Raw genomic sequence first — 19,769 nt, 5'->3', positions numbered from 1 at the left:
GATTGAGTTATGTGAATTGTTTTGAAATAATTGGTATTAGAGGTTTATGCAGCATTCATGTTATGTAGTAAATTAATTCGGCAGATGCTCAAACATCCGTGCAGGGTGATTAAATCAAGAAGTTACGCATACGCGGTTCAATTAGTCATAAAAATATTTACTTGAAGGGGAGAGTTTATGGGGTTATCATTATCGGAAAAATTAACTTACAGTACAGTGAGGATTGAGTGTACTTCAGATGAAGGTAAATCTACGGGGACAGGTTTCTTTTATGCAATGAACGAAGGAGAAAGGTATATTCCAGTTATAGTAACCAATAAACATGTAATCGAAGATTCTAAAGATGGTATTATTCATTTTAATTTAGCAGATAACAACGGAGATCCTATTGAAGGACGATATCATAAGGTAGTGATCAGTAATTTTGAATCTAGTTGGATAAAACATCCTGATTCAGAAATTGATTTATGTATTTTTCCTATTGCTCAGATATTATATAAATTTGAAGAACTAGGGATAAAGCCATTTTATATTCCAGTCGACAAATCACTTCTAATGGATAATGATCAATTAAAAGAATTAAACTCAATTGAAGAAATTGTAATGGTAGGTTATCCAAATGGAATATGGGATGCAATAAACAATATGCCAATTATAAGACGAGGAATTACAGCTACCCATCCAGGGTTAAATTATAATGGAAAGCAAGAGTTTATGATTGATGCAGCATGCTTCCCAGGCTCCAGTGGTTCTCCGGTCTTTTTATATAATCCATCAAGTTATAATGATAAAAAGGGTAATACGGTCATTGGTTCAAGAATAAAACTTTTAGGAGTTTTATATGCGGGTCCACAACATACTGCTTCGGGGGAAGTTAAGGTTATTAATGTTCCAACTGTGGAAAAACCTATTGCAATATCAAGAATTCCAAACAATCTTGGTTTAATCATTAAATCTTATATACTTAATGACTTTGAATCCATCTTAAAAGAATTCAACTAATATAAGTTAAATATTTATTCAGTGAACTCGAAACACCTGTTCTATCTAGACGACCGCTTTTTAACTAACGGGGCTGGTTAGCTCAATAGCAGTTAGTTAATAGGGTAAAAGTTAAGTGTCCATTGGGGTTTTGATAACTTATGGAGGATATGCTATTAAAACAACAAAATGACTGGCTTCTTAGTTCTAATTGAAAATCGATGTTGAACCAGAGTAGGTTATGTAATATAACATACAACACTTCAGGGTGGTGATTGAAGATTAACTTAGAGGAGCATTTCATGCCTTTAATTAAAGCTTTAGAATCTGGAATAGAAGAGAAAAACTGGATTCTGTCGGTGATGTGTGCTTGTACGTTACCTGATATTTGTACATCCTTAGAAGGTAAAAGAGGTAGTACAAATTATATAACATGGTTTAACAAATATGTTAAAGAGTATCAACCTACGCTCAGTCGTCGGAAGGGATTTATTGCTAAAACCTTAGAAGAATGGATAAATAGACCACCTTTAAAACCAGAAGATATTGAATTTCATACACACGTCTTTTTTTCAGGAGTAAACGCATACGCTTTACGATGTGCAATTCTGCATGATGGTAATGGAAATTTATCATCACAAGTTGTTCAAAGTGGTACAGGTAATTATGAAAAATATAAAGATCAAATTTTAAATATAGAAAATGTCGAGTTTAAAAATGACCCTAATCTCATTTTTAATCAAGTAGGTAAAACTGCATATGTAAATCCCGAAAAATATTGCATAGCTGTATTATCAGGTATTATCAATTGGATTGAAACAATAAATGAATATAAAGATGGTGACAGACATAACGACCAACGATTATATTCAACAGTTCAAGAGAATGCTTCTAAAATGCTTATGTTTAAATAATTATTGAGATTTTAGATAAAGACACAGAGAAGAATTTTTAGAAAATATTATGTTTAATATTATAAAAAATGTACTTAAACAAATGGGGGCAATAGTCCTCAATTAAAAAAATGAAATTTTTTTAATTAAGTGACTTATGAGAGCGTAGGAAATGCCCGGAGGACAAGTTGAATATAGTTGCAAGCAACAAACGGCACATCAATCCGAGAGGAATTGATGTGCTGTTTTAAATTTGTTCAGTCCAAAAGATGATTAGGTGTTGCTAATAAATATAATAGGATAATGGCTGAAATTCATGGAAGCCGTCCCCAAATAAATAATCTTCTATAACAGTCCCTTTCAGGTTAAGCATATCTATTTATTCGGATTAGACTATACGTATTAATTTGTATTTTTCCGTAATAAAATTATAAACGATACTAATTACGAATTGACACGAATGATTACGCTCTTGTATTATCAAGTTAATAAAAAAATTAATAATTGGAGGTTTTCGAATGGATCTTTACAACATTAATCTCTTTCAAATGAAAACAAAACCGGAAAATGAAGAGCGAGCGTCAGATTTCCTTTACAAAGGATATGTACAGATTGGATGGAGCAAAGTACCTGATATGAGCAATTTGGATAAAGAAGAAATCAGACTTGAATTAGCAGATAAATATGGTTATGAAGGCAGATCTTTGTCAACTAACTTGGGTACCCTAAATACTTTTTCAAAAGTGATGAAAAAGGGAGATATAGTCCTGATAAATACGGATGGATTCATTCATATTGGTATAGTTGATGAATACGTTGCAGAAGAAGTAAACGAAGGGGTATGGTTTCATCGACGCTCTTGTGTATGGGTAGATATGGTTAATAGAGACAGATTGAATGAAAGTGTAAAATCATTACTAAGAAATATGACGACAGTTACGAAGTTTCCACACCCCTTTATAACTTCTGGCATACCTGAGATATTAGGTTGGAAAGAAGAAACTAATGAACCTAACCAAACATTCCAAAGTTCGACACTATGTGATGAGAGTAACATGCACTTAACATCCTTAGATAACAAAGATTTGCTGAGCCGAATGGAATCTCTTGGATTAACAGCATTAGAAATATTGGAAGAAGAAATGAACTCCGAGGACTCTGAGAGACGCAGGAAGGCAGCTGTGGACTTACTAAATATACTTAACGATGCCAAACGTCCAGTTTTTTAAAGAGGACTATCTAAAGTTATTCAAGCTCGTGAAAAGATAGGGTACTTTCACCAAGAAGGATGGAGTTTTGAAGGTAGATGTGACTGCTTAGACAGATTTCGGGAGAAAAGATAAGTTAAGTTAACTTAACTCTATGGCATAACAACAGCACAAATTGAATTGATCAACATCTATACGTGTGTAACAAATATAGTAAAGAGCTAGCAAAGCATATGCTTTTAGGGACTATCTGCGGAGTGATCCAGTAGCAGTAGCTTAGAATGACAGAATTTAAAAAGCTAAGCTAATAGTGTGCGAACGAGCTGACTAATACAGTATTTAAGAGAGGTTTTATAACCAAGATGTTAGGAAGAGAAATTGTTGATAACCTTAATTTTTCTTTTGAAAATCATAATTGAAAGAGGTAAATATATGGCTAGTACAATAACTATTCTAAAAAATGACCAGGTTTTGTTCGAAGCAACAAGTATTCAAGAAGCAGCTAGATTTCTAGCAGAGCACCTTAGCACAGCTATATCTAAATGCTTTGACCCTATTGAACGAGGCTATGTATATAACATCCCATACACTAAAGGTAAAGACGAGTATCGATTTGTTGCGCCTAATCACATTGCATCGAAGCGTCGATATGAACTTGAAGAAAGAGGTCATCATAATGCCAGACGGATTTGGCTAGTGCCAGCTAATCCCCGTGAATTTGATTTAGAGAGTGCATTTAGCCTATATGAAACATTAGAATGGAAACGTTCGTTTAACTATGAAAATGGAGATATCTTATATTTGTACGTTTCGGGTAATGTTAGAAGAGTACGTTATAAAGTTGAAGTAATCGAAGGGACAGTACGACCTGATACTGTTGAATATAATAAAATGTTTTGGCTCGATAAAGATAAATTAAAGGACTCTAAACAATGGGAGTGGACTCGATTTCGCTTTGTAGATGAGGTGGAAACAACTGAGTTATCTCTTGAAAAACTTCGTAACCATGGTTTGAGAGGGAATATTCAAGGATCAATGAAACTTACTGGAGAACTTGGTCATTATATCATGTCCTTCTTTGAAAAAGATTTAACTAAAGAATACTACCCCGAGGAAGTCCATGAAACGTTAGAAGAAGGAAACCTTAAAACCATTGCAGTAAATGTATATGAGCGTAACCCCATTGCTCGCAAACAATGTATGGAGCATTATGGGGTCCAATGTCAGGTCTGTGAATTAGACTTTGAAAAAACATATGGAGAAGTAGGGAAAGATTTTATTCATGTTCATCATCTTAAACCACTTCACGAAATACAACACTGCTATATTGTTGACCCGGTCCATGATCTTATTCCTGTTTGTCCAAATTGCCATGCAATGCTTCATCGTAAAGAAAATGGAGAGTATTTAACAATTGAACAATTAAAAGCACGTATTTTAAATACTAGTCTTTGTTAAAAGTATTTACATAAGTATTCGGTGGTCTTGCTTAATAATGTCGGAGCTATAGTGGAAGTAACTAAAGCCTAATTTCTCATTTATAATACCAAGTAATTAGGCTTTTTCATATTCATATTTGTATTTTAAATCCGTATTTTCCTGACGCTACACCATTTGCTGAAAGAGTGACTTAAGCCACTTGGTTTCATAAGAATAAATTATTTACAAGACGATGGCCCTTAATCGACGCATCGTCTTAATGTGGTTCTGTTACTAAACAGACCTAAAAAGGGTGTTTTTACACAAACTTATTAAAAGGTGGATTAAGAGAAAAAACAACCCGAACTAATAATATATGGTTAATCAAAAAAACTTAGTCGACTGGAGGAAACATGCCTTCATATTTACCATAGCGGTGAATAGACGCTAGAATGTCCTTTTTATTGGAGAAATCCATTTCTTTTATTGTACGACCACGTAATTTCCAAATGACAGCCGGCTTTTCATAATTCATACCTGATTCTCGTGCATTATATAAATTAATCGTGTAGTAGTAATCAGTTTGGGAATTCTCATCTGTTGGCCAAAATTCTCTGATTAAATCACTTAATTTTAAGTAATGGATTAAATCAATCATTTCCATTCTTGGGTCGTAGGTTGGGTCCAGCTCTAAATCTATAATAATCCCGCCGCCATAATCTTTAATAATATTTCCATTTTCAGTATCAAAATTGAACACATAATCATTTCTATCATTGGAGGTAACCATCTCATCAAACTCAGAAATCGACTCTTTAGAGTATTCATAGTAATAGCGATCGGGACCAAATATCGCTTCTACTGCTTCAATGAAACTCTCTGTACTTGGAAGTGAATCTACATCATGGAAATAATAAGTAATGGTTTGTTCTCCGCTCTCATCTATACCTTCCACCGATTTCGTACCCGGTTCATGTTCATTGGTGTCCATTTTTTTGGGGTTTGTTATCGTTTCGCTCGTTCCTCTCTTCGGTTCGGACGAAACATTCTCCTGTACCCTATCCTGTCCACAGGCTGCCAAAAATAAGATCATGCATCCTATTATCCAAACCTTCTTCATTTACTCCGCTCCAATCGATTTTCTTTTATAGTTACCCCCGTTTTCATTTAATTTCTTTATTATATCTATCAAGCAAGTTTTTGACAATTCACAACGTTAAAAGGCAGTAAATAATAGCTAACCTGGTTGCTATTGTATTTATTGGCTTTCTAACTTTATAGTTATTGAGATTTTAAAAGCAGGTCATTACATAAGGTAAAAAAAGCGTCAGAAGGATTTAAAAGAGGAGTTTATTACCTTCCGTAATCCGGAGCTTTGCGTTAATAAGAGGTGCATATAGTTACCTATGTCATAATATTAAAAACATAATTAAGGCACGCTGGTATTCCTCTCAATTGGCATGCCATTATCTTTACTATTTTGTATTTACCACTTTAAAACGGCAGCCTTTAAGAATTTAACACCAGCATTAATTGCTTCTTTTATGAAATGGGAAGAGGAATACTAAGTGAGACCAAATTGATATACTAGGTTGCTTGTATTATTTCCGAAAAGGTAACAGATAAGGGTATATATGTTTTCTTATAAAAAGGTGCCCTGTGATACAATTCAACAATAATATTTAGGAGTTGAATTGTATGAATACCCAATCAACGATTACAAATGTAATTAATACGTTATCAAATTACTATAAAAAGCAAGAATCTTTTAAGAACATATTTTCAAATCAATCGATTATGGTAAAAGTAGGCGAAACGTTTGATGAAGAAATTTTTGAGTTAATTGATTCAGTACTGGATATGTTAGGTCTTCCAAGAAAAGAAGATGTAGAAGTTAATGGAAACAACCATAGTATTGAAAACGGACTGAATTTAAGCTTAGAGGCTCAATTATATAAAGAAGGCTTTAGAGATCAATGGGAAAGAAAGATCTGTACCAACTTAATTATAGAAGCTGCTAAAAATAAAATTTACTTGGAGAGCGCTGTAAAATTAGTTTCCCAATGGCAAAAATTAAATCAATATATAAAAGAAGTAGAAAAACACGACTGTTTTTATTACATAGATTTACTCAAGAAACACTCGTAACTACTTGGAAAAGTATTTGTATAGTGCTGCTAGCGGTTTGGACTTATTATTATATAGAACTGTATGTATAAAAAAACTATAGAATTTAATGAGTAATTTTGAAATAATTGGAGTTGGATAATGAAGTAAGGAAAAAAACTAATTTAAAGGATTTTGAAATTCGATTTGGGAAGTGAACTTATGACAGAGTTTTATTCACCAATAAAACTAGAGAATGCACTTTTGAAAAAGGGTGTTTCCAAAGAACATATTGATAATATGAAATCAGAAAAAACTTTGGATTTAGCTGAGTTTCAAGTGTACTATGATTTAGATGGTGATCGTGTTATCAAAGATATTCCCGTGCAGAATATAAAAATGACGAGTAGAGCCAAGCCTGGTATACCTTGGTTTGATCTAGCCCTAAATTCAAAAGAAGCACATTTAGAGGCTAGTAAGTTGTCGAACTGTTTTAAGCATTTTTCGGAAAGTCTAGACCTTCATACTTATTATCAATTCTTTTCAAGTGATCGTTGTCGAAAGGCGAACCCAATTGAATTTGAATACTACGAAAGAAACAATATTTATAAAACAAATAACGGTAATCATAGAACAATTTTTGCTAAGATAACAAATGTACCGGTTATAAAGGCGATGGTAACGACCTATGTATTCAACCAAAATAAGTACAGTAACTATATCAAATTAAGAGAAGAGTTTTTCTCACTAGATAATAAGTTAAGTGAATTGAACTTTCATATTGAAATTGACGATGAAGAAGAATCTTTTATATCTTACCAAGGGATAAATCTTATAGGTGCTAAGAATGGTAGTGCAGTTGATGTATATTTTAATTTTAAGAAAGAAGATTTTTTTTCTTGTTCCAAAGTAGTTACAGATGATTATGAATTTGAAAAAATTACTGATGCACTTAGTTTTTTGAAAAATAAACTTGTGGAAATAAATAATTATTCATTAAAAATTGTGAAATTATTTAACGTGGTTAAATGGTTGCCTCTTCCAATAAAGAAAACTATTTTAGAACTCTTGATTTATTTTAATAGACATGAACAAGATAAAACAGTAAGTAAAATAGGTATCATTATTGCGCAAGAAAATTTGGGCATTAGAATTAGAAACCCAATTGACCATTTGGAATTCTTATAGTATCTAATTGATAATTAATATGGCTATATTCCTCAGTCAAAGAATTATTAGTATTATAAAAACATAAAGTAAACCCACCAATCTTTGATCTGGTGGGTTTACTTTATTAATTAAAAAATGCTACATAGTCTCTTATTCATCATTTTCTTTAGCTTGTTGAACTAAATAATTAAAATAATTTTCTAATTCTCGAATTTGTTCAGGTTTTAAGGCTTCCCATTTATTGATGTCAAAGAAACTTACAGCATTAATATCGTGTTTTTTTAGAAACTGCATGATTTCATTTATAGGATTTTTATCAGTAGTATTGTATGGCTTTTTTATTTCTCCTACATACAATTCCGATTTATTCCCAAGAAGGTCATCTATAGTTGTATTAAAATAATTAGCCATCTTTATTAGGAGTTGAATATCCGGCTCAACATGATCATTTTCATAGTGAGAATATCTTGCCCTGGATATTCCAAGAGCATAAGCAACTTCATTTTGAGTCTTTGATCCTCTCAATACTTTTAAACGTTTACTTAACAAGGTTTTCACACCCCTTCTATCGTTAGTATAGATAAAAAAGTTATCATTATCTATTTTTGATAAAAAAATTATCAAAAATCATTGACGATAAGTTTTTTATCGTGTAAGGTTTAGTTAAGTTAGATAAATTATTTATCAGTGGGGAGGGATTTGATAGAAACAACACGATTATTTATTGAGAACGTATGAACAAGGTTGCTTTAACCTGAGACAAGAGCATATTCTCTAGTGATTACTATTATAATAATTCACTACCAATCCTAATCGAGAGTTTATTTATGGCACAAAATTTAGTTGATGCTAATGGAATAAGTCCACTGATGGGATTTTTTTATCTCAATAATGATAAGTAATTTATCAAAACTAAAATAGGAGAGGATTTTAATGGAAAGAAGAACCTTAACTGTAAATGAAGCAGCTGATTATTTAGGTGTATGCAATGACACCATCTACACAATGGTTAGAACAGAAGAAATTCCGCATTTTCGAATTAGAAGACGAATTTTTTTCTCCAAAGAGACAATAGATATTTGGGTTCGAGAACAAGAAATGAACCATCAGGTGATTTGACTTTAATTTAACATCAAGAATTTTGAAAGGATGTAAAAGATGCAGGGTTGGATAAAACTTCATCGTAAAATCCTTCATAGTGAACTATTTCAGAATGAAAAGTTATTAAAGATTTTTATTTATTGTTTAACGAAATCAACTCATAAAAGAACTGAGTGTAGATTAGGTAGGCAAAAAGTTCAGTTGGAACCTGGGGAGTTTGTTTTCGGAAGGAAAAAAGCTTCTTCTGAGTTAAATATGAAAGAATCAACAGTTCGAGATTATCTAAAAGTACTGCAGGAAGATAATGTAATTACTATTAAATCCACCAACAAATTTAGTGTTATAACAGTTAATAATTGGGCAGTTTATCAATCTCATGTTGAAGTAACCGACAACAAAACACCAGCAATCGAACAACAAAACGACAGCACTTCACCTTCAGAAAATCAACAAAAAGCCACATACAATAATGATCTAGAACTTAAAGAACTAAAGAATGATAAAGAATCGATAGATACAACAACCTCTGAGCATTCAAATAGTGAAGTCATTCGTTTTTATGAAAAGAATTTTGGGCAAATACCACCTCACATTCATAAGGAAATAGTATTTTATATAACTGATAGTGGGGATGAAATGGTTATAGAAGCGATGAAGAGGTCTTTGTATCGGAATAAAGTTAACTGGGGTTATGTGAAAAGTATTCTCCAATCATGGAAAAACAAAGGGGTTGGCACATTGGAGGAGGCAAAGGTCGAAGAATCTCAGCATAGTCATAACCAATTTAGAGGTCCATCTTCTAGAAGGCGTTCAAAAAGTTCTTCGCCAGAATGGTTAAAACAAAAAGAATCTCAGTCCACGCAGCCAGTGAATAAACCACTTAGGCTTGAAGATGTTGCCACTATGATCAAGTTAAGGATCAAGTACAAAAAAGAGCCAGATGAAATCATCCAGGCAAATTGTTTCGGATATAACTTATCTAAAGACGATATTAGGAACATCCGAGAGGACCTAAAGACTGCTGAGGAAATTCTACGATCAAAGACAAAATTAAAAGTAGTTGGTGATTCTTGAGTTTAGAATTCAATTCCAAAAAAGGAGCTTGTGCTATGAGGAAATCTAATCGAAATCATCTTGCTTTTTATGATATCTCGTCTCGGGCAGCTTATGTTAAAACTTTTGAAGGAAAAAAGTACAACGTACGCGGTTTATGGGTGATTGATCAGGAGGGAGCAGCTGAAAAACTGTCAGCGATTTATTATCGTATTCGAACTGTAAAAGACATTGGATTTAAGACGATTGCGAAACGTAAAAACCCGAATTGTGAACTAAAATCTGTTAATTAGCACTCTATAATAACCGATTGTACTTTGATAATTTTATATCCATGCAAGGAAAGGAATGGTCACCGCACTTCCCTTGTAGTTGACCACCGTTCGGTGCGTGTGACGTAAAACGCATCTAGTGACCGGATAAGCGTTGTATTGATGATGTTGTACTTCTTGAGGGTGAGGCAAGAACCTATGAAGCTTTCAATTAGTATTGCTAGATACATAAAGTTCTTCGTTTAAGCTAAAAACGATGTGCATTGCAGAGCATTGTTGCAGTCTGCATAGGGTTGATTGTTTCTAGCCAAAAACAATCGTTACTATTGAATGATTAGTAGCTTAATCTATTGGGTAATTATGGTTCTTTGTATGGGTAGGTGTTAAAATTGCTTTATAACCTACTCTGGAAGGGAATGATCTGATGAAGAGACGTTGGATAGGCAGTTTCGTTTTTGCGATGATCGCCATCATTCTTGTTAGTTGTGGTGAGCAAGGAGCCACGGGTCAAGTTGAGTCTTTACCACCAGATGAAATGAAAGAGACAATTGCTAATAATGACGATGTCTATGTTCTAGTCACCGATTCATCAGAGGAAAAAGAAAGGCAAGAATATATTGATCTAGTTGAAGAGAATATTGAGAACGACACTGTTTATGAAATTAATGCTCAAAATTCTGAGATACTTGAAAACGAAATGCAACTAAGCGAAATTGGTCTTGAAGGTGCACAGCTATTTCAATCCCTAAGTTACTATAAAAATGGAGAATTACAAAAACGTATTTCTCTACGAACTCAAAAGTATGAATCGCTTGATGATAGAAAGAAGGCCATATCTCAATTCATTAATGAATCGTCCTAATTGGAGTGATCTTTTATAGATCGCTTCTTTTTTTATGCTTACAACTCGTAACAGGAGGTGATGAATATGGGTGCTACAAATCGTGAGCTTAAACAATCGAAAGAACTTGTTCAAACGCTTCTTACGATACAGGACCTATCCTATAACGATTGGTTACATGATAAACATCATGAGTACATTCAAGAAAATCAACAGGTTGTTATGAAATCTCTTATCCATTACAAAAAACTAAATGATTAAAGGAGTGTTAGTTATGAATGTGTTTACAGACTTGGTTCTATTAGATGCAATAAGTAATTTGAAAACTACGGGTGCAGCAATTCTTACTGCAATGCAACTACTCGGTATTGTATCTGCAGCTATCGCTTTTGGTATTGGCGCCTATCATTTGATATGGGGAGGCGTTCGAGGGCGACAAAGTTCAATCGTGTGGTTTATCGGCGGTGCAGCTGGATTAGTTGTTTTAATGGGAGCTACTGCCATTGCTCAATACATTGATAGCCAGGTGGTCTTTTAAAGGGAGTGAAAAAAATGAAAGTGTTTTTTACCTCGAAAATAGAAGGAGAGATTTCTAGTTTTCATTCTTACTCATTTCAAGAGGCTGTAGAGAAAACAGCTGTGTTAGATAAGAAATGGAAAAAGAAAAATTCTGAACCGATTCCTCTTGATTTTATGATTTCAAATGACAAAGGTGAGAAGATGTATTCCGGCACTTATGTTTTGGGATCTGATGATACAACGAATATTTATAACCATATCTGTTTGAAGCTCATGCAGCTACCGATGGAGAATGAACAACAAGAAACTGAGCGTGATATTTTACTTCAAAATTTAAATGCCAATACCCCTGCTTCTTATCAAATGAATCTAACTGAGTTAGCAAAACAGAATACAGTAAAAACGAAAGGCTGGAAGCAATTAAGTAAACGCGTGAAGATTTTCACTTGTACTCTCGCAAGTCTGTTAGTTGTAGCTATTTTGTCATCAATAGTGCTAGCTACTATTGCAACCAGTAAAAATAACGCACTTGAAGAAGCAAATGTAGAAGTTGCTGAAGTGAAAGCAATAAAAACTATCTATGAAAAGGGTATCACTGGAGATGTGAATGAGGCCATTAGTAAGTTGCAGGCAAATGAAAAGCATAGTGACTCTGAACAAGAAGTTCTGATTCATTTTCTTTTGTCGGTCAAAAACTATAAAGAAGCCGTCAATGAGACAGGAAAAGAAAACGTGTCAATACTAGCTAGTCAGATTATGCAACTCCATGGAATTGAGGAGCTGAAAAGCTTTCAAGAATCTTATCCGAGTTCAGCAGGAGAATTTGAGATAGCTTATCATTCGGAAGACTACCAAAAGGCCGTTGCGGTAAAAGATGTTCTTATGACATCAGAACGGTATAAAGAAAAAGGATTGGCATATTTGAATTTAGATCAATTAGATCAAGCTAAGAAAATGGCCAGTGAAGCAAAAAGTGATGTATTGAATAAGAAAATTACAACTTATGAAGACCTCGATCAGCAACTAACGCAGCTTAACAGCCAATTAGAGGAAGAAGAAAAATCAAAGGATAAAGACGAGGAGAAAATTAAATCAATAAAGGAGCAAAGAAACGCGATCATAGAAGAGCAAAATAATATCTAAGGAGCGATGAATTTGAAAGCGATCCTTGCTAGAAAACGGGTGCTTATACCATTAAGCATCTGTTTTTTTATTATGATGATGTTAATCGGTACGTTTATTTTGAATTTAGGATATGCCATGTTGGATACGATTCAAACTTTTCCTGAATTTAGCCAACCGTTAGTCATTCACCTTTCGTATTTTACGGAGTTTCAGATAAAAAAATTTCCATTAGCCTATGGCATACTAGCTTTTATAAGTTTATTAGGTATCGCTCAGATGGTTTATAAACTTAAAAGTAATTTTAAAGCGATTGGAACCGATGAAAAGGGCTCCCAGCGTTTTGCCACACGAAAGGAAATTCAAAAACAATACAAGATTATTCCAGATAGGAAGCACGCTTATAAAGGAAAAGGTGGTCCAGTATTAGCCAGAAAAGGTCGAAAAGCTTACATTGATCCTTCTCCGGTGAGCAATTTAATTATCGGTACGACAAGAAGTGGGAAGGGACAAACGTATGTCATCCCTACAATTGATGCTTATTCCCGGGCGGAGATGCAGCCTTCACTCGTGATCAATGATCCTAAAGGGGAGCTCTTTGCATCAAGTCGGGAAACTCTTATGAAACGTGGATATGAAGTTGAAGTTCTTAATTTAATGAACCCAATGCAAAGCATGAGTTTCAATTTACTTGAACTTGTCAAACAGGCTTATTTAGATGGGGACTATTCCACTGCTCAAACGCTTTGTGAAACGATTACCCATATGCTTTACCATAACCCTAAAGCTAAGGAGCCGATGTGGGATGACTCAGCAAAGTCCCTCGTCAATGCAATGATTCTTGCCATAACTGAAAAATGTATTATGGAAGGAACAAAGGAAAAAATCACGATGTATACTGTTGCCAATATGTTATCTGAGTTGGGAACCAAAAATGAGATGGATGAAAATGGTCAAGAATACAATGCACTAGATCAGTATTTTCAACAGTTGCCTCAATCCCACATTGCCAAAGAACAGTATGCCACTAGTAACTTTTCAAAAGGAAATACGAGATCTAGTATCTTTACTACAGCAATGAATGGTCTTACTAAATTTACGATGAGTGAAACAGCTAAAATGACAGCTAGAAATTCATTAGACTTGAAAAAAGTAGGTTTTGGTCAATTTATTAAAGGGAGGGGTAGTGCCTTCTCAAAAGTGTATGTAACCTTTCCTGATGGCGCAAAGGAAACCAATCAATCGGGCGAAGGCGGTACTTGGACTATTAACTTTTCGTCACGACTAGCTACGGGAGATATCATCACGATTGTACAAGATGAAGTGCCTTTGTCTGAGAAACAAAAAAGAAATCAGTCCAATGAGCAAAAGGTCAACTATGAAAAGAGAGAAAGGAAGCTATCGATTCAAATAAATGAAATCGATGAACAAAAAGGGGAAGTCACCTTCTCCTATACTTCAAATTGCAAAAACGACTTTACAGTGGAACGGATTTGTTACTTTACGAAGCCAATTGCCCTATTCATGGTTACGCCAGATTATGATACCTCGACCCATGCCATCCCATCAATTTTTGTAAGTCAGTTGTATTATATCCTTTCTAAAAACGCAGCTATTGCTAAAGGACAGAAATGTATGCGTGAAGTTGTTTTTCTATTAGATGAATTTGGCAATATGCCGGCTATTGCTGACATGGATAATAAAATCACTGTCTGTTTAGGAAGAAATATTCGATTTCATCTTGTGATCCAATCATATGCTCAATTAAAAGATTTATATGGAGAAGATGGACAGGCAACGATCCGGGGGAACTGTGGAAATGAAATCTATATTTTAAGTGCTGATTACGACTCCGCATCCTCCTTTTCTTCTAAGTTAGGTAAAAGGACACTAAACACACAAACGCGATCAGGCACTACCTTTTCCCTAGAGAAGTCGAGAACAGAGAGTACGGAAGGAAGAGATCTGCTAACTGCCAATGAGCTACAGGAATTGGAGGAAGGTGATACTGTTGTTCGTCGCGTGTTGATGAGACGGGACAAAAAGGGGAGGAAGATACGCGCATTTCCAATTTACAATACCGGCAAGCATAGCATGAAATATGCTCATACGTATTTGAATGTTGACTTTAACACGGAGCGATCTATCACCGAAGAGGAAATTGATACACCCCATCGATACATTAACCCTAAAGATTTGGTTATCGATTTTTATGGAGCATCTCATCGAGAAAAGGCAAACGAAGAGAAGAAAAGTCAAAAGACTTCAAGATTAGAAGTAACGAGCATTAATAGAGATCAATGGAATGAAAAGAATGTGGGCCAATTTTTTGATAAGAGCACGCTCCATATGATAGTAAAACATATTGCGCCTCTCCTAGAACACAGTGAACAAGAGATGAAAGAGGAGCCCATGGAGGCATTTCAATTCCATTTGCAACTCTTAGGTGAAGGTCACGAAATTAGTCGTCAAGTATTTAGCCATATTCAAAAGCAGATTGATAAGTTGAAAACTGAGACGGAAAAGGAGGAAGAAGAGAATTATCTGTAATTTAGTCCGGTAAGGAGGAGAAAACATGTCAGATGAAGAGCTCCTAGATAAACTGCTTCAGTTTTCTGATGTCTTGACCACTAATAATATATTTATATCAGGTTTACGAATTATGGGATGGGGCATTCTATTATTCTTGAAAATGATCGTTGATGGTTTAGAAGGTATGGTAAACAACGTATTAACGCTGACTGATTTTTTTATGAGTGAACCAGTACAAGATTTTCTGGATACGATCCAGCCTGGACTTTACATCTTGTTAGCTTTTTCACTAGCGATGATTGGTTTCCGATTAATTTTTAATAAAGAAAAGAACCGAGCAGATATACCAATGAATATATTTATTTCTATCATGACGATCACTCTTTTAGCTTTTGGAATGGGAAAAGTCAATGAATTCACCCATGATGCTGTTGATGTAGCTCAGGTTAATACTGATTCATTTACCACTTCTGACCGCGTAATGGAGGATTACATTACGGATATAGCAGTCTATGACGAAACAGGTTGGGAAAAGCCAGATGTAGAAGAACAGCATCATATTAAGCCAAATAGTCTAGATATGATCTCAATTAATGAAACCATTGATGATAGTTTTGAGAAAGAGAATGGTGATAGCTTATCTGATCAAGGACAAAAACTAGTGATGAATAGTGTAGGTTTAGAATCAAATGGAGAGGAAGGAATAGTAGAGTTAGGTAAGAGTGGTTTATTTGATTTTCTACCAGAAAATTATTATCGATGGCATGTGGATTGGTTAACTGCCATGGTTACCCTTGGTGTAATGGCTTTTACCATGGTCTTGATTTCTATTAAGGTAGCAAAACTATGTTTTGAACTTGGATTCAATCATGTAGTGGCTCTTATTATGGCCTACGCTGATATTTCAACTGGGCAACGCCTGAAAGCCATCATTAAGAACATCGGTAGTATTTTTGCTTCAATTATTATGATTTTCCTCAGTTTACGAGTGTATATGTATTACACCGTATTTATAGGCGAAAATTTAGAGGGGATAGGATATTTGATCGCTCTCATTGCAGGAAGTTTAGCCGTTATCGATGGACCGAACATTGTCCAGAAACTATTCGGTATTGATGCAGGATTAAAAAATGCCTGGCATGTAGCGATGGGAGGGTACCTTGCTACTAAAACGCTTGGTCCAGTTACGAAAAAAACAGTTGGCGCCATTGCGAGTGGAGGCACAAGTGCCGTGATGAATTCAAGTGCTGGTGCTACAGGTGCCTTTGCAGGAATAGCTGGAGGACAAGGGAAAGGAAAGTCCATTGGATCACAACAAAACAAGCAAACACCTAGTCCTATGAAAAGCACGCCCACTCAGGCAAATAAACAAAAAGATAGGCAAGAGCCAAGTCCTATGCAGTCTTTAAGCAGAGACAACCAGCAATCTTCCTCTGCCGTAAATGGAGGACAACAGCGAACACGGCAACAACATATCGAAAATCGCACGGTTGGACAATATTTGAAAGATAATGTGGAGAAGAGAATAAAACAGAATGAAAAGGTTATAGGAGCAAAATGCACCTATGATTTATCACGAAATACAACTGAAAAATGGAAAAATAAATTCAAGAAGCGTGAATAAAGTCTATCCTTTATTCACGCTTTTCTAATGGAGGAATGATTGTTTTGCAATATAAAATCCCTTTAGAAATAGGAAGTGAGCTTAAGCTCAACCGTCTTTTTTACCTTAAGGACTTACTGGTGGTTTTAATTCTTGGAGGACTCGGTTTTACCTTCCGTTATGTGGTACATCCTTCCCTGGTATGGTACTACACGTTCTTTTGGATCATTTTGACACTGTCCTGTTTGATAAGACCTAAAACTAACCCAGGGTTGCGCATGGGTAAAGCCCTGTTTTTGGCTGTAATTCGGAACCGGGTTACTTACTGCTCAATGGATACTCAGGCAAATGAGAAAGGAGAATCTTAAGTGGCTTTAGAAGAAAATCGTCCAGTAATATTTCGTGAAGACAGGCTAGAGCAACCAACCCTTTTTGATGAGAATACCTATTTGAAAAAACATAAACGGAAGAAGAAACGTAAGACAAAACGTGCAAAGGTTAAAGCTTCCGTTGCTGACATCCTTTCAATTTGCGATATGACTTCAGATGGGGCGTTTACACTACAAGAAAATAAGGGCTTTATGGACATCATGCAGCTCCAAAGTAAAGACATTTACTCCCCTTCTACTCATGAGACGGAATATGACATCATGATGATGGCTAAATTTTTTCAGTCTTATTCATACGACATTAAAATCGTATCAATGAATTTCCCGGTTGATATACAGAAGCAATTGAGTGCAATCGACCATAAAATCGAGAAGAATTCAGCTCCTTTATATGAAAGGTTTTTATTGAAAAAACGTCAGGAACTTCAATTTTTAGAAACGCACCGGACGAATAGAGAGTTTTATTTATTTATCTACGCGGCTAGCCTTAAGCAACTATCGGAATATCGGAATAACTGTCGACGTTACTTAGGAAGCGTTGCTCCATTGATTGAATTAACGGAAGAGAAAAAACTTGATTTGATTTATAAGCTCTATAATCAGAATTCAAAATTATAAAGGAAGGTGAGTGACAATTGATCAAATTAGGGAGCAAGAGTAGTGACCAGGATAAAACGAAGTCGATTGGTTACAATCCTTATCTCCTTGCGAGTATACAACCTCAAGGTGGGATGAGCTTTCAGGAGTCATTTATAAGAAAAGGAGATGGGTATGAAGCGTGCGTTCATGTCTATTCGTTTCCAAAAAGGGTATCGGACTTTTGGTTAGAACCGATTTTTAATATGGAACATGTGATCACGACGATGGATGTTATATCGGACGATCGATTAAAAATAAGGGATAGTTTAAACAAAGGAATGGCAGAGCAGAGTTCCAGAATCATGAACGAAAGGGATAACGCCGGAATCATTGAAGCCCAAAACAACTATGACGACTTAAAGGAGCTATACAATCAGGTCTCAGAGGAAGGGGAAGTAGTGAAACGCATCCATCTGAGGCATTATGTAAGTGCCCCAACAAAATCAGAATTAGAAGATAAAGTGAAAGTAGTATTATCAACCTTACAAGATGCAAACTTTAGAGGTTCCATTTTTTTAAATGAGCAAGAATATGAATGGAAAGCTTTACTCTCCAATTACAGTGATCAGACTCACTACTTAAACAAGCGTGAAGGCCAACCGATTCCAACAATCGGATTAGCAGGAGGGTTTCCATTTCATTTCACTAGTTTAAATGACCCCTATGGCACGTTTTACGGAACGACTATGACGGGCGGAAACGTCCTTTTTGACTTGTTTCACAGAGACCATCAACGAAAAAGTTTCAATGGGGTTATGGTCGGCGCAATGGGTGCTGGGAAATCGACCTTTCTAAAGAAAATTATGCTAGACAATGCAATCAAAGGGTACAAAGTACGAACGTTCGACGTTACGGGTGAATTTGCAGAATTAACGGAGGCACTGGGAGGTAAGCAAATTGCATTAGATGGATCGGATGGAGTCATTAATCCATTGCAAGTCTATCGGACAGCTGAGGACGAATACACGTCATTTACGCAGCACTTGTCTAAGTTGACGACCTTTTATAAGTTTTTAGCTCCAGAAGCTAAGGATAGTGAATTGAAAGAGTACGAGAATCTCTTAAGAAAACTTTATGGAAAGCTTGGTCTTTGGAAAGAAGAGGAAGAGTCAAACATTACAAAGCAGTCTGTTCAGGACTATCCGATTTTCTCGGACTTCCTTGCGTTTGTGGAAGATCAACTCTATGAAAATACTAAAGAAGGAAAGCAAAGGGAGAATGTCAGTTTGGAACGAAGGAGACGGCTAGAAAACATTGAGTTGAACATTCGAAATGTCGTTGAAACATACGCTAATCTCTTCAATGGGGTCTCCACGATGGAACACTTCGATTCACAACAAGTCGTCACATTCACGTTACGTGGCTTGTCTCAAATGAGAGCTGAAGTCTTTCAAGCTCAGTTATTTAATGTGCTGAACTTGTTATGGGATTCGATGTTAACAAATGGGGCTCCTCAATTTGAAGCTTATGATCGAGGGGAGCTAGCATTTGAAGACGCCGTACGTTATTTGATTTTGATGGATGAAGCCCACCACATCATTAATACGAAAAAGAAAAGCGAAAGTGCGCTTGATTTTCTCTCGAAGTTTAGCCGAGAAGCTCGGAAGTATTTTGGTGGATTACTCTACGCAAGTCATACGATCCGAGACTTTGTGCCAGAGGGTTCGGATCAGAGCATGGTAGAAGAGATTAAGAAGTTGTTTGAGTTAACGCAATACAAAATCATTATGCAACAGGATAGCAATAATCTTGAGATGATGCAGCAGATTTTCACTGGGCAGTTAAGTCAGAGTGAGTTACAGGACATTCCGTATCTCCAAACAGGTGAGACAATGCTAAGTATCAGGGCGGTTGAAAATATTCGTTTTAAAGTGGAGGTATCGGATGAAGAAATAGCTTTGTTTGGGGGAGGTGCTTAACC

At 35.4% G+C, this 19,769-nt stretch carries 20 protein-coding genes; 18 read left to right on the top strand and 2 right to left on the bottom strand.

Annotated elements, in window-relative coordinates:
- Positions 1 to 177 precede the first annotated feature (177 nt).
- The 4 genes from ATG70_RS13220 (at position 178) to ATG70_RS13205 (ending at position 4,540) form a co-directional block, all read left to right on the top strand.
- The gene (locus ATG70_RS13220) at positions 178 to 1,002 is read left to right on the top strand and encodes a S1 family peptidase (RefSeq protein WP_098444756.1); all 825 of its coding nucleotides are present in this window, start codon (positions 178 to 180) and stop codon (positions 1,000 to 1,002) included.
- A gap of 281 nt (positions 1,003 to 1,283) precedes the next feature.
- Complete coding sequence (locus ATG70_RS13215) at positions 1,284 to 1,895, top strand: hypothetical protein (protein WP_098444755.1); 612 nt, start codon at positions 1,284 to 1,286, stop codon at positions 1,893 to 1,895.
- A gap of 497 nt (positions 1,896 to 2,392) precedes the next feature.
- Complete coding sequence (locus tag ATG70_RS13210) at positions 2,393 to 3,103, top strand: hypothetical protein (protein WP_098444754.1); 711 nt, start codon at positions 2,393 to 2,395, stop codon at positions 3,101 to 3,103.
- 411 nt (positions 3,104 to 3,514) lie between these two features.
- The gene (locus tag ATG70_RS13205) at positions 3,515 to 4,540 is read left to right on the top strand and encodes an HNH endonuclease (RefSeq protein ID WP_098444753.1); all 1,026 of its coding nucleotides are present in this window, start codon (positions 3,515 to 3,517) and stop codon (positions 4,538 to 4,540) included.
- 355 nt (positions 4,541 to 4,895) lie between these two features.
- Here the strand turns inward: ATG70_RS13205 and ATG70_RS13200 are convergent, their stop codons facing one another.
- Positions 4,896 to 5,621, bottom strand: coding sequence for a hypothetical protein (locus ATG70_RS13200; RefSeq protein ID WP_098444752.1), 726 nt, complete (start codon positions 5,619 to 5,621; stop codon positions 4,896 to 4,898).
- A 578-nt stretch (positions 5,622 to 6,199) separates the two neighbouring features.
- Between ATG70_RS13200 and ATG70_RS13195 the strand changes: the two genes are divergently transcribed.
- Together ATG70_RS13195 and ATG70_RS13190 are read left to right on the top strand one after the other, a co-directional pair.
- Positions 6,200 to 6,649, top strand: coding sequence for a hypothetical protein (locus tag ATG70_RS13195; protein ID WP_098444751.1), 450 nt, complete (start codon positions 6,200 to 6,202; stop codon positions 6,647 to 6,649).
- 180 nt (positions 6,650 to 6,829) lie between these two features.
- The gene (locus ATG70_RS13190; RefSeq protein ID WP_098444750.1) at positions 6,830 to 7,795 is read left to right on the top strand and encodes a hypothetical protein; all 966 of its coding nucleotides are present in this window, start codon (positions 6,830 to 6,832) and stop codon (positions 7,793 to 7,795) included.
- A gap of 132 nt (positions 7,796 to 7,927) precedes the next feature.
- On the opposite strand, the gene ATG70_RS13185 is transcribed toward ATG70_RS13190, so the two are convergent.
- Positions 7,928 to 8,326 carry a helix-turn-helix domain-containing protein gene (locus ATG70_RS13185; RefSeq protein WP_098444749.1) on the bottom strand — a complete coding sequence of 133 codons (399 nt, stop codon included), beginning with the start codon at positions 8,324 to 8,326 and terminating at the stop codon, positions 7,928 to 7,930.
- A gap of 384 nt (positions 8,327 to 8,710) precedes the next feature.
- Between ATG70_RS13185 and ATG70_RS13180 the strand changes: the two genes are divergently transcribed.
- The 12 genes from ATG70_RS13180 (at position 8,711) to ATG70_RS13130 (ending at position 19,767) form a co-directional block, all read left to right on the top strand.
- Positions 8,711 to 8,896 carry a helix-turn-helix domain-containing protein gene (locus ATG70_RS13180; protein ID WP_098444748.1) on the top strand — a complete coding sequence of 62 codons (186 nt, stop codon included), beginning with the start codon at positions 8,711 to 8,713 and terminating at the stop codon, positions 8,894 to 8,896.
- Between the two features lie 39 nt (positions 8,897 to 8,935).
- The gene (locus ATG70_RS13175; protein ID WP_098444747.1) at positions 8,936 to 9,952 is read left to right on the top strand and encodes a DnaD domain-containing protein; all 1,017 of its coding nucleotides are present in this window, start codon (positions 8,936 to 8,938) and stop codon (positions 9,950 to 9,952) included.
- Positions 9,953 to 9,987: 35 nt separating this feature from the next.
- Entirely contained in the window at positions 9,988 to 10,224 is a 237-nt protein-coding gene (locus ATG70_RS13170) for a hypothetical protein (protein ID WP_098444746.1), read from the top strand.
- A 403-nt stretch (positions 10,225 to 10,627) separates the two neighbouring features.
- On the top strand, positions 10,628 to 11,065 hold the full coding sequence (locus ATG70_RS13165; RefSeq protein ID WP_098444745.1) for a hypothetical protein: 438 nt from the start codon (positions 10,628 to 10,630) through the stop codon (positions 11,063 to 11,065).
- A gap of 66 nt (positions 11,066 to 11,131) precedes the next feature.
- A complete protein-coding gene (locus ATG70_RS22530) occupies positions 11,132 to 11,305 on the top strand; it encodes a hypothetical protein (protein ID WP_179886268.1) in 174 nt (57 codons plus the stop codon).
- 13 nt (positions 11,306 to 11,318) lie between these two features.
- The gene (locus tag ATG70_RS13160; protein WP_098444744.1) at positions 11,319 to 11,582 is read left to right on the top strand and encodes a hypothetical protein; all 264 of its coding nucleotides are present in this window, start codon (positions 11,319 to 11,321) and stop codon (positions 11,580 to 11,582) included.
- A 14-nt stretch (positions 11,583 to 11,596) separates the two neighbouring features.
- On the top strand, positions 11,597 to 12,706 hold the full coding sequence (locus ATG70_RS13155; RefSeq protein WP_098444743.1) for a hypothetical protein: 1,110 nt from the start codon (positions 11,597 to 11,599) through the stop codon (positions 12,704 to 12,706).
- A gap of 6 nt (positions 12,707 to 12,712) precedes the next feature.
- Entirely contained in the window at positions 12,713 to 15,235 is a 2,523-nt protein-coding gene (locus tag ATG70_RS13150) for a VirD4-like conjugal transfer protein, CD1115 family (protein WP_373560768.1), read from the top strand.
- Between the two features lie 25 nt (positions 15,236 to 15,260).
- On the top strand, positions 15,261 to 16,841 hold the full coding sequence (locus ATG70_RS13145) for a pLS20_p028 family conjugation system transmembrane protein (RefSeq protein ID WP_098444741.1): 1,581 nt from the start codon (positions 15,261 to 15,263) through the stop codon (positions 16,839 to 16,841).
- A gap of 35 nt (positions 16,842 to 16,876) precedes the next feature.
- Positions 16,877 to 17,188 carry a DUF5592 family protein gene (locus tag ATG70_RS13140; protein WP_242057247.1) on the top strand — a complete coding sequence of 104 codons (312 nt, stop codon included), beginning with the start codon at positions 16,877 to 16,879 and terminating at the stop codon, positions 17,186 to 17,188.
- Positions 17,189 to 17,827, top strand: a complete 639-nt coding sequence (locus ATG70_RS13135; protein ID WP_098444739.1) for a hypothetical protein — start codon at positions 17,189 to 17,191, stop codon at positions 17,825 to 17,827.
- A gap of 17 nt (positions 17,828 to 17,844) precedes the next feature.
- Positions 17,845 to 19,767, top strand: coding sequence for a VirB4 family type IV secretion system protein (locus ATG70_RS13130; protein WP_098444738.1), 1,923 nt, complete (start codon positions 17,845 to 17,847; stop codon positions 19,765 to 19,767).
- The last annotated feature ends 2 nt before the right edge of the window (positions 19,768 to 19,769 follow it).

It is taken from the genome of Bacillus sp. es.036, assembly GCF_002563635.1.
Classification (GTDB): domain Bacteria; phylum Bacillota; class Bacilli; order Bacillales; family Guptibacillaceae; genus Guptibacillus.
Note: the sequence above shows the minus strand (reverse complement) of the source record. Positions and strands in the feature narration are given on the sequence as shown.

Coding starts and splice junctions, on each gene's coding strand:
- ATG70_RS13220 (WP_098444756.1), top strand. CDS start 178: ATGGGGTTATCATTATCGGAAAAATTAACTTACAGTACAGTGAGGATT.
- ATG70_RS13215 (WP_098444755.1), top strand. CDS start 1,284: ATGCCTTTAATTAAAGCTTTAGAATCTGGAATAGAAGAGAAAAACTGG.
- ATG70_RS13210 (WP_098444754.1), top strand. CDS start 2,393: ATGGATCTTTACAACATTAATCTCTTTCAAATGAAAACAAAACCGGAA.
- ATG70_RS13205 (WP_098444753.1), top strand. CDS start 3,515: ATGGCTAGTACAATAACTATTCTAAAAAATGACCAGGTTTTGTTCGAA.
- ATG70_RS13200 (WP_098444752.1), bottom strand. CDS start 5,621: ATGAAGAAGGTTTGGATAATAGGATGCATGATCTTATTTTTGGCAGCC.
- ATG70_RS13195 (WP_098444751.1), top strand. CDS start 6,200: ATGAATACCCAATCAACGATTACAAATGTAATTAATACGTTATCAAAT.
- ATG70_RS13190 (WP_098444750.1), top strand. CDS start 6,830: ATGACAGAGTTTTATTCACCAATAAAACTAGAGAATGCACTTTTGAAA.
- ATG70_RS13180 (WP_098444748.1), top strand. CDS start 8,711: ATGGAAAGAAGAACCTTAACTGTAAATGAAGCAGCTGATTATTTAGGT.
- ATG70_RS13175 (WP_098444747.1), top strand. CDS start 8,936: ATGCAGGGTTGGATAAAACTTCATCGTAAAATCCTTCATAGTGAACTA.
- ATG70_RS13170 (WP_098444746.1), top strand. CDS start 9,988: ATGAGGAAATCTAATCGAAATCATCTTGCTTTTTATGATATCTCGTCT.
- ATG70_RS13165 (WP_098444745.1), top strand. CDS start 10,628: ATGAAGAGACGTTGGATAGGCAGTTTCGTTTTTGCGATGATCGCCATC.
- ATG70_RS22530 (WP_179886268.1), top strand. CDS start 11,132: ATGGGTGCTACAAATCGTGAGCTTAAACAATCGAAAGAACTTGTTCAA.
- ATG70_RS13160 (WP_098444744.1), top strand. CDS start 11,319: ATGAATGTGTTTACAGACTTGGTTCTATTAGATGCAATAAGTAATTTG.
- ATG70_RS13155 (WP_098444743.1), top strand. CDS start 11,597: ATGAAAGTGTTTTTTACCTCGAAAATAGAAGGAGAGATTTCTAGTTTT.
- ATG70_RS13150 (WP_373560768.1), top strand. CDS start 12,713: ATGAATTTGAAAGCGATCCTTGCTAGAAAACGGGTGCTTATACCATTA.
- ATG70_RS13145 (WP_098444741.1), top strand. CDS start 15,261: ATGTCAGATGAAGAGCTCCTAGATAAACTGCTTCAGTTTTCTGATGTC.
- ATG70_RS13140 (WP_242057247.1), top strand. CDS start 16,877: ATGATTGTTTTGCAATATAAAATCCCTTTAGAAATAGGAAGTGAGCTT.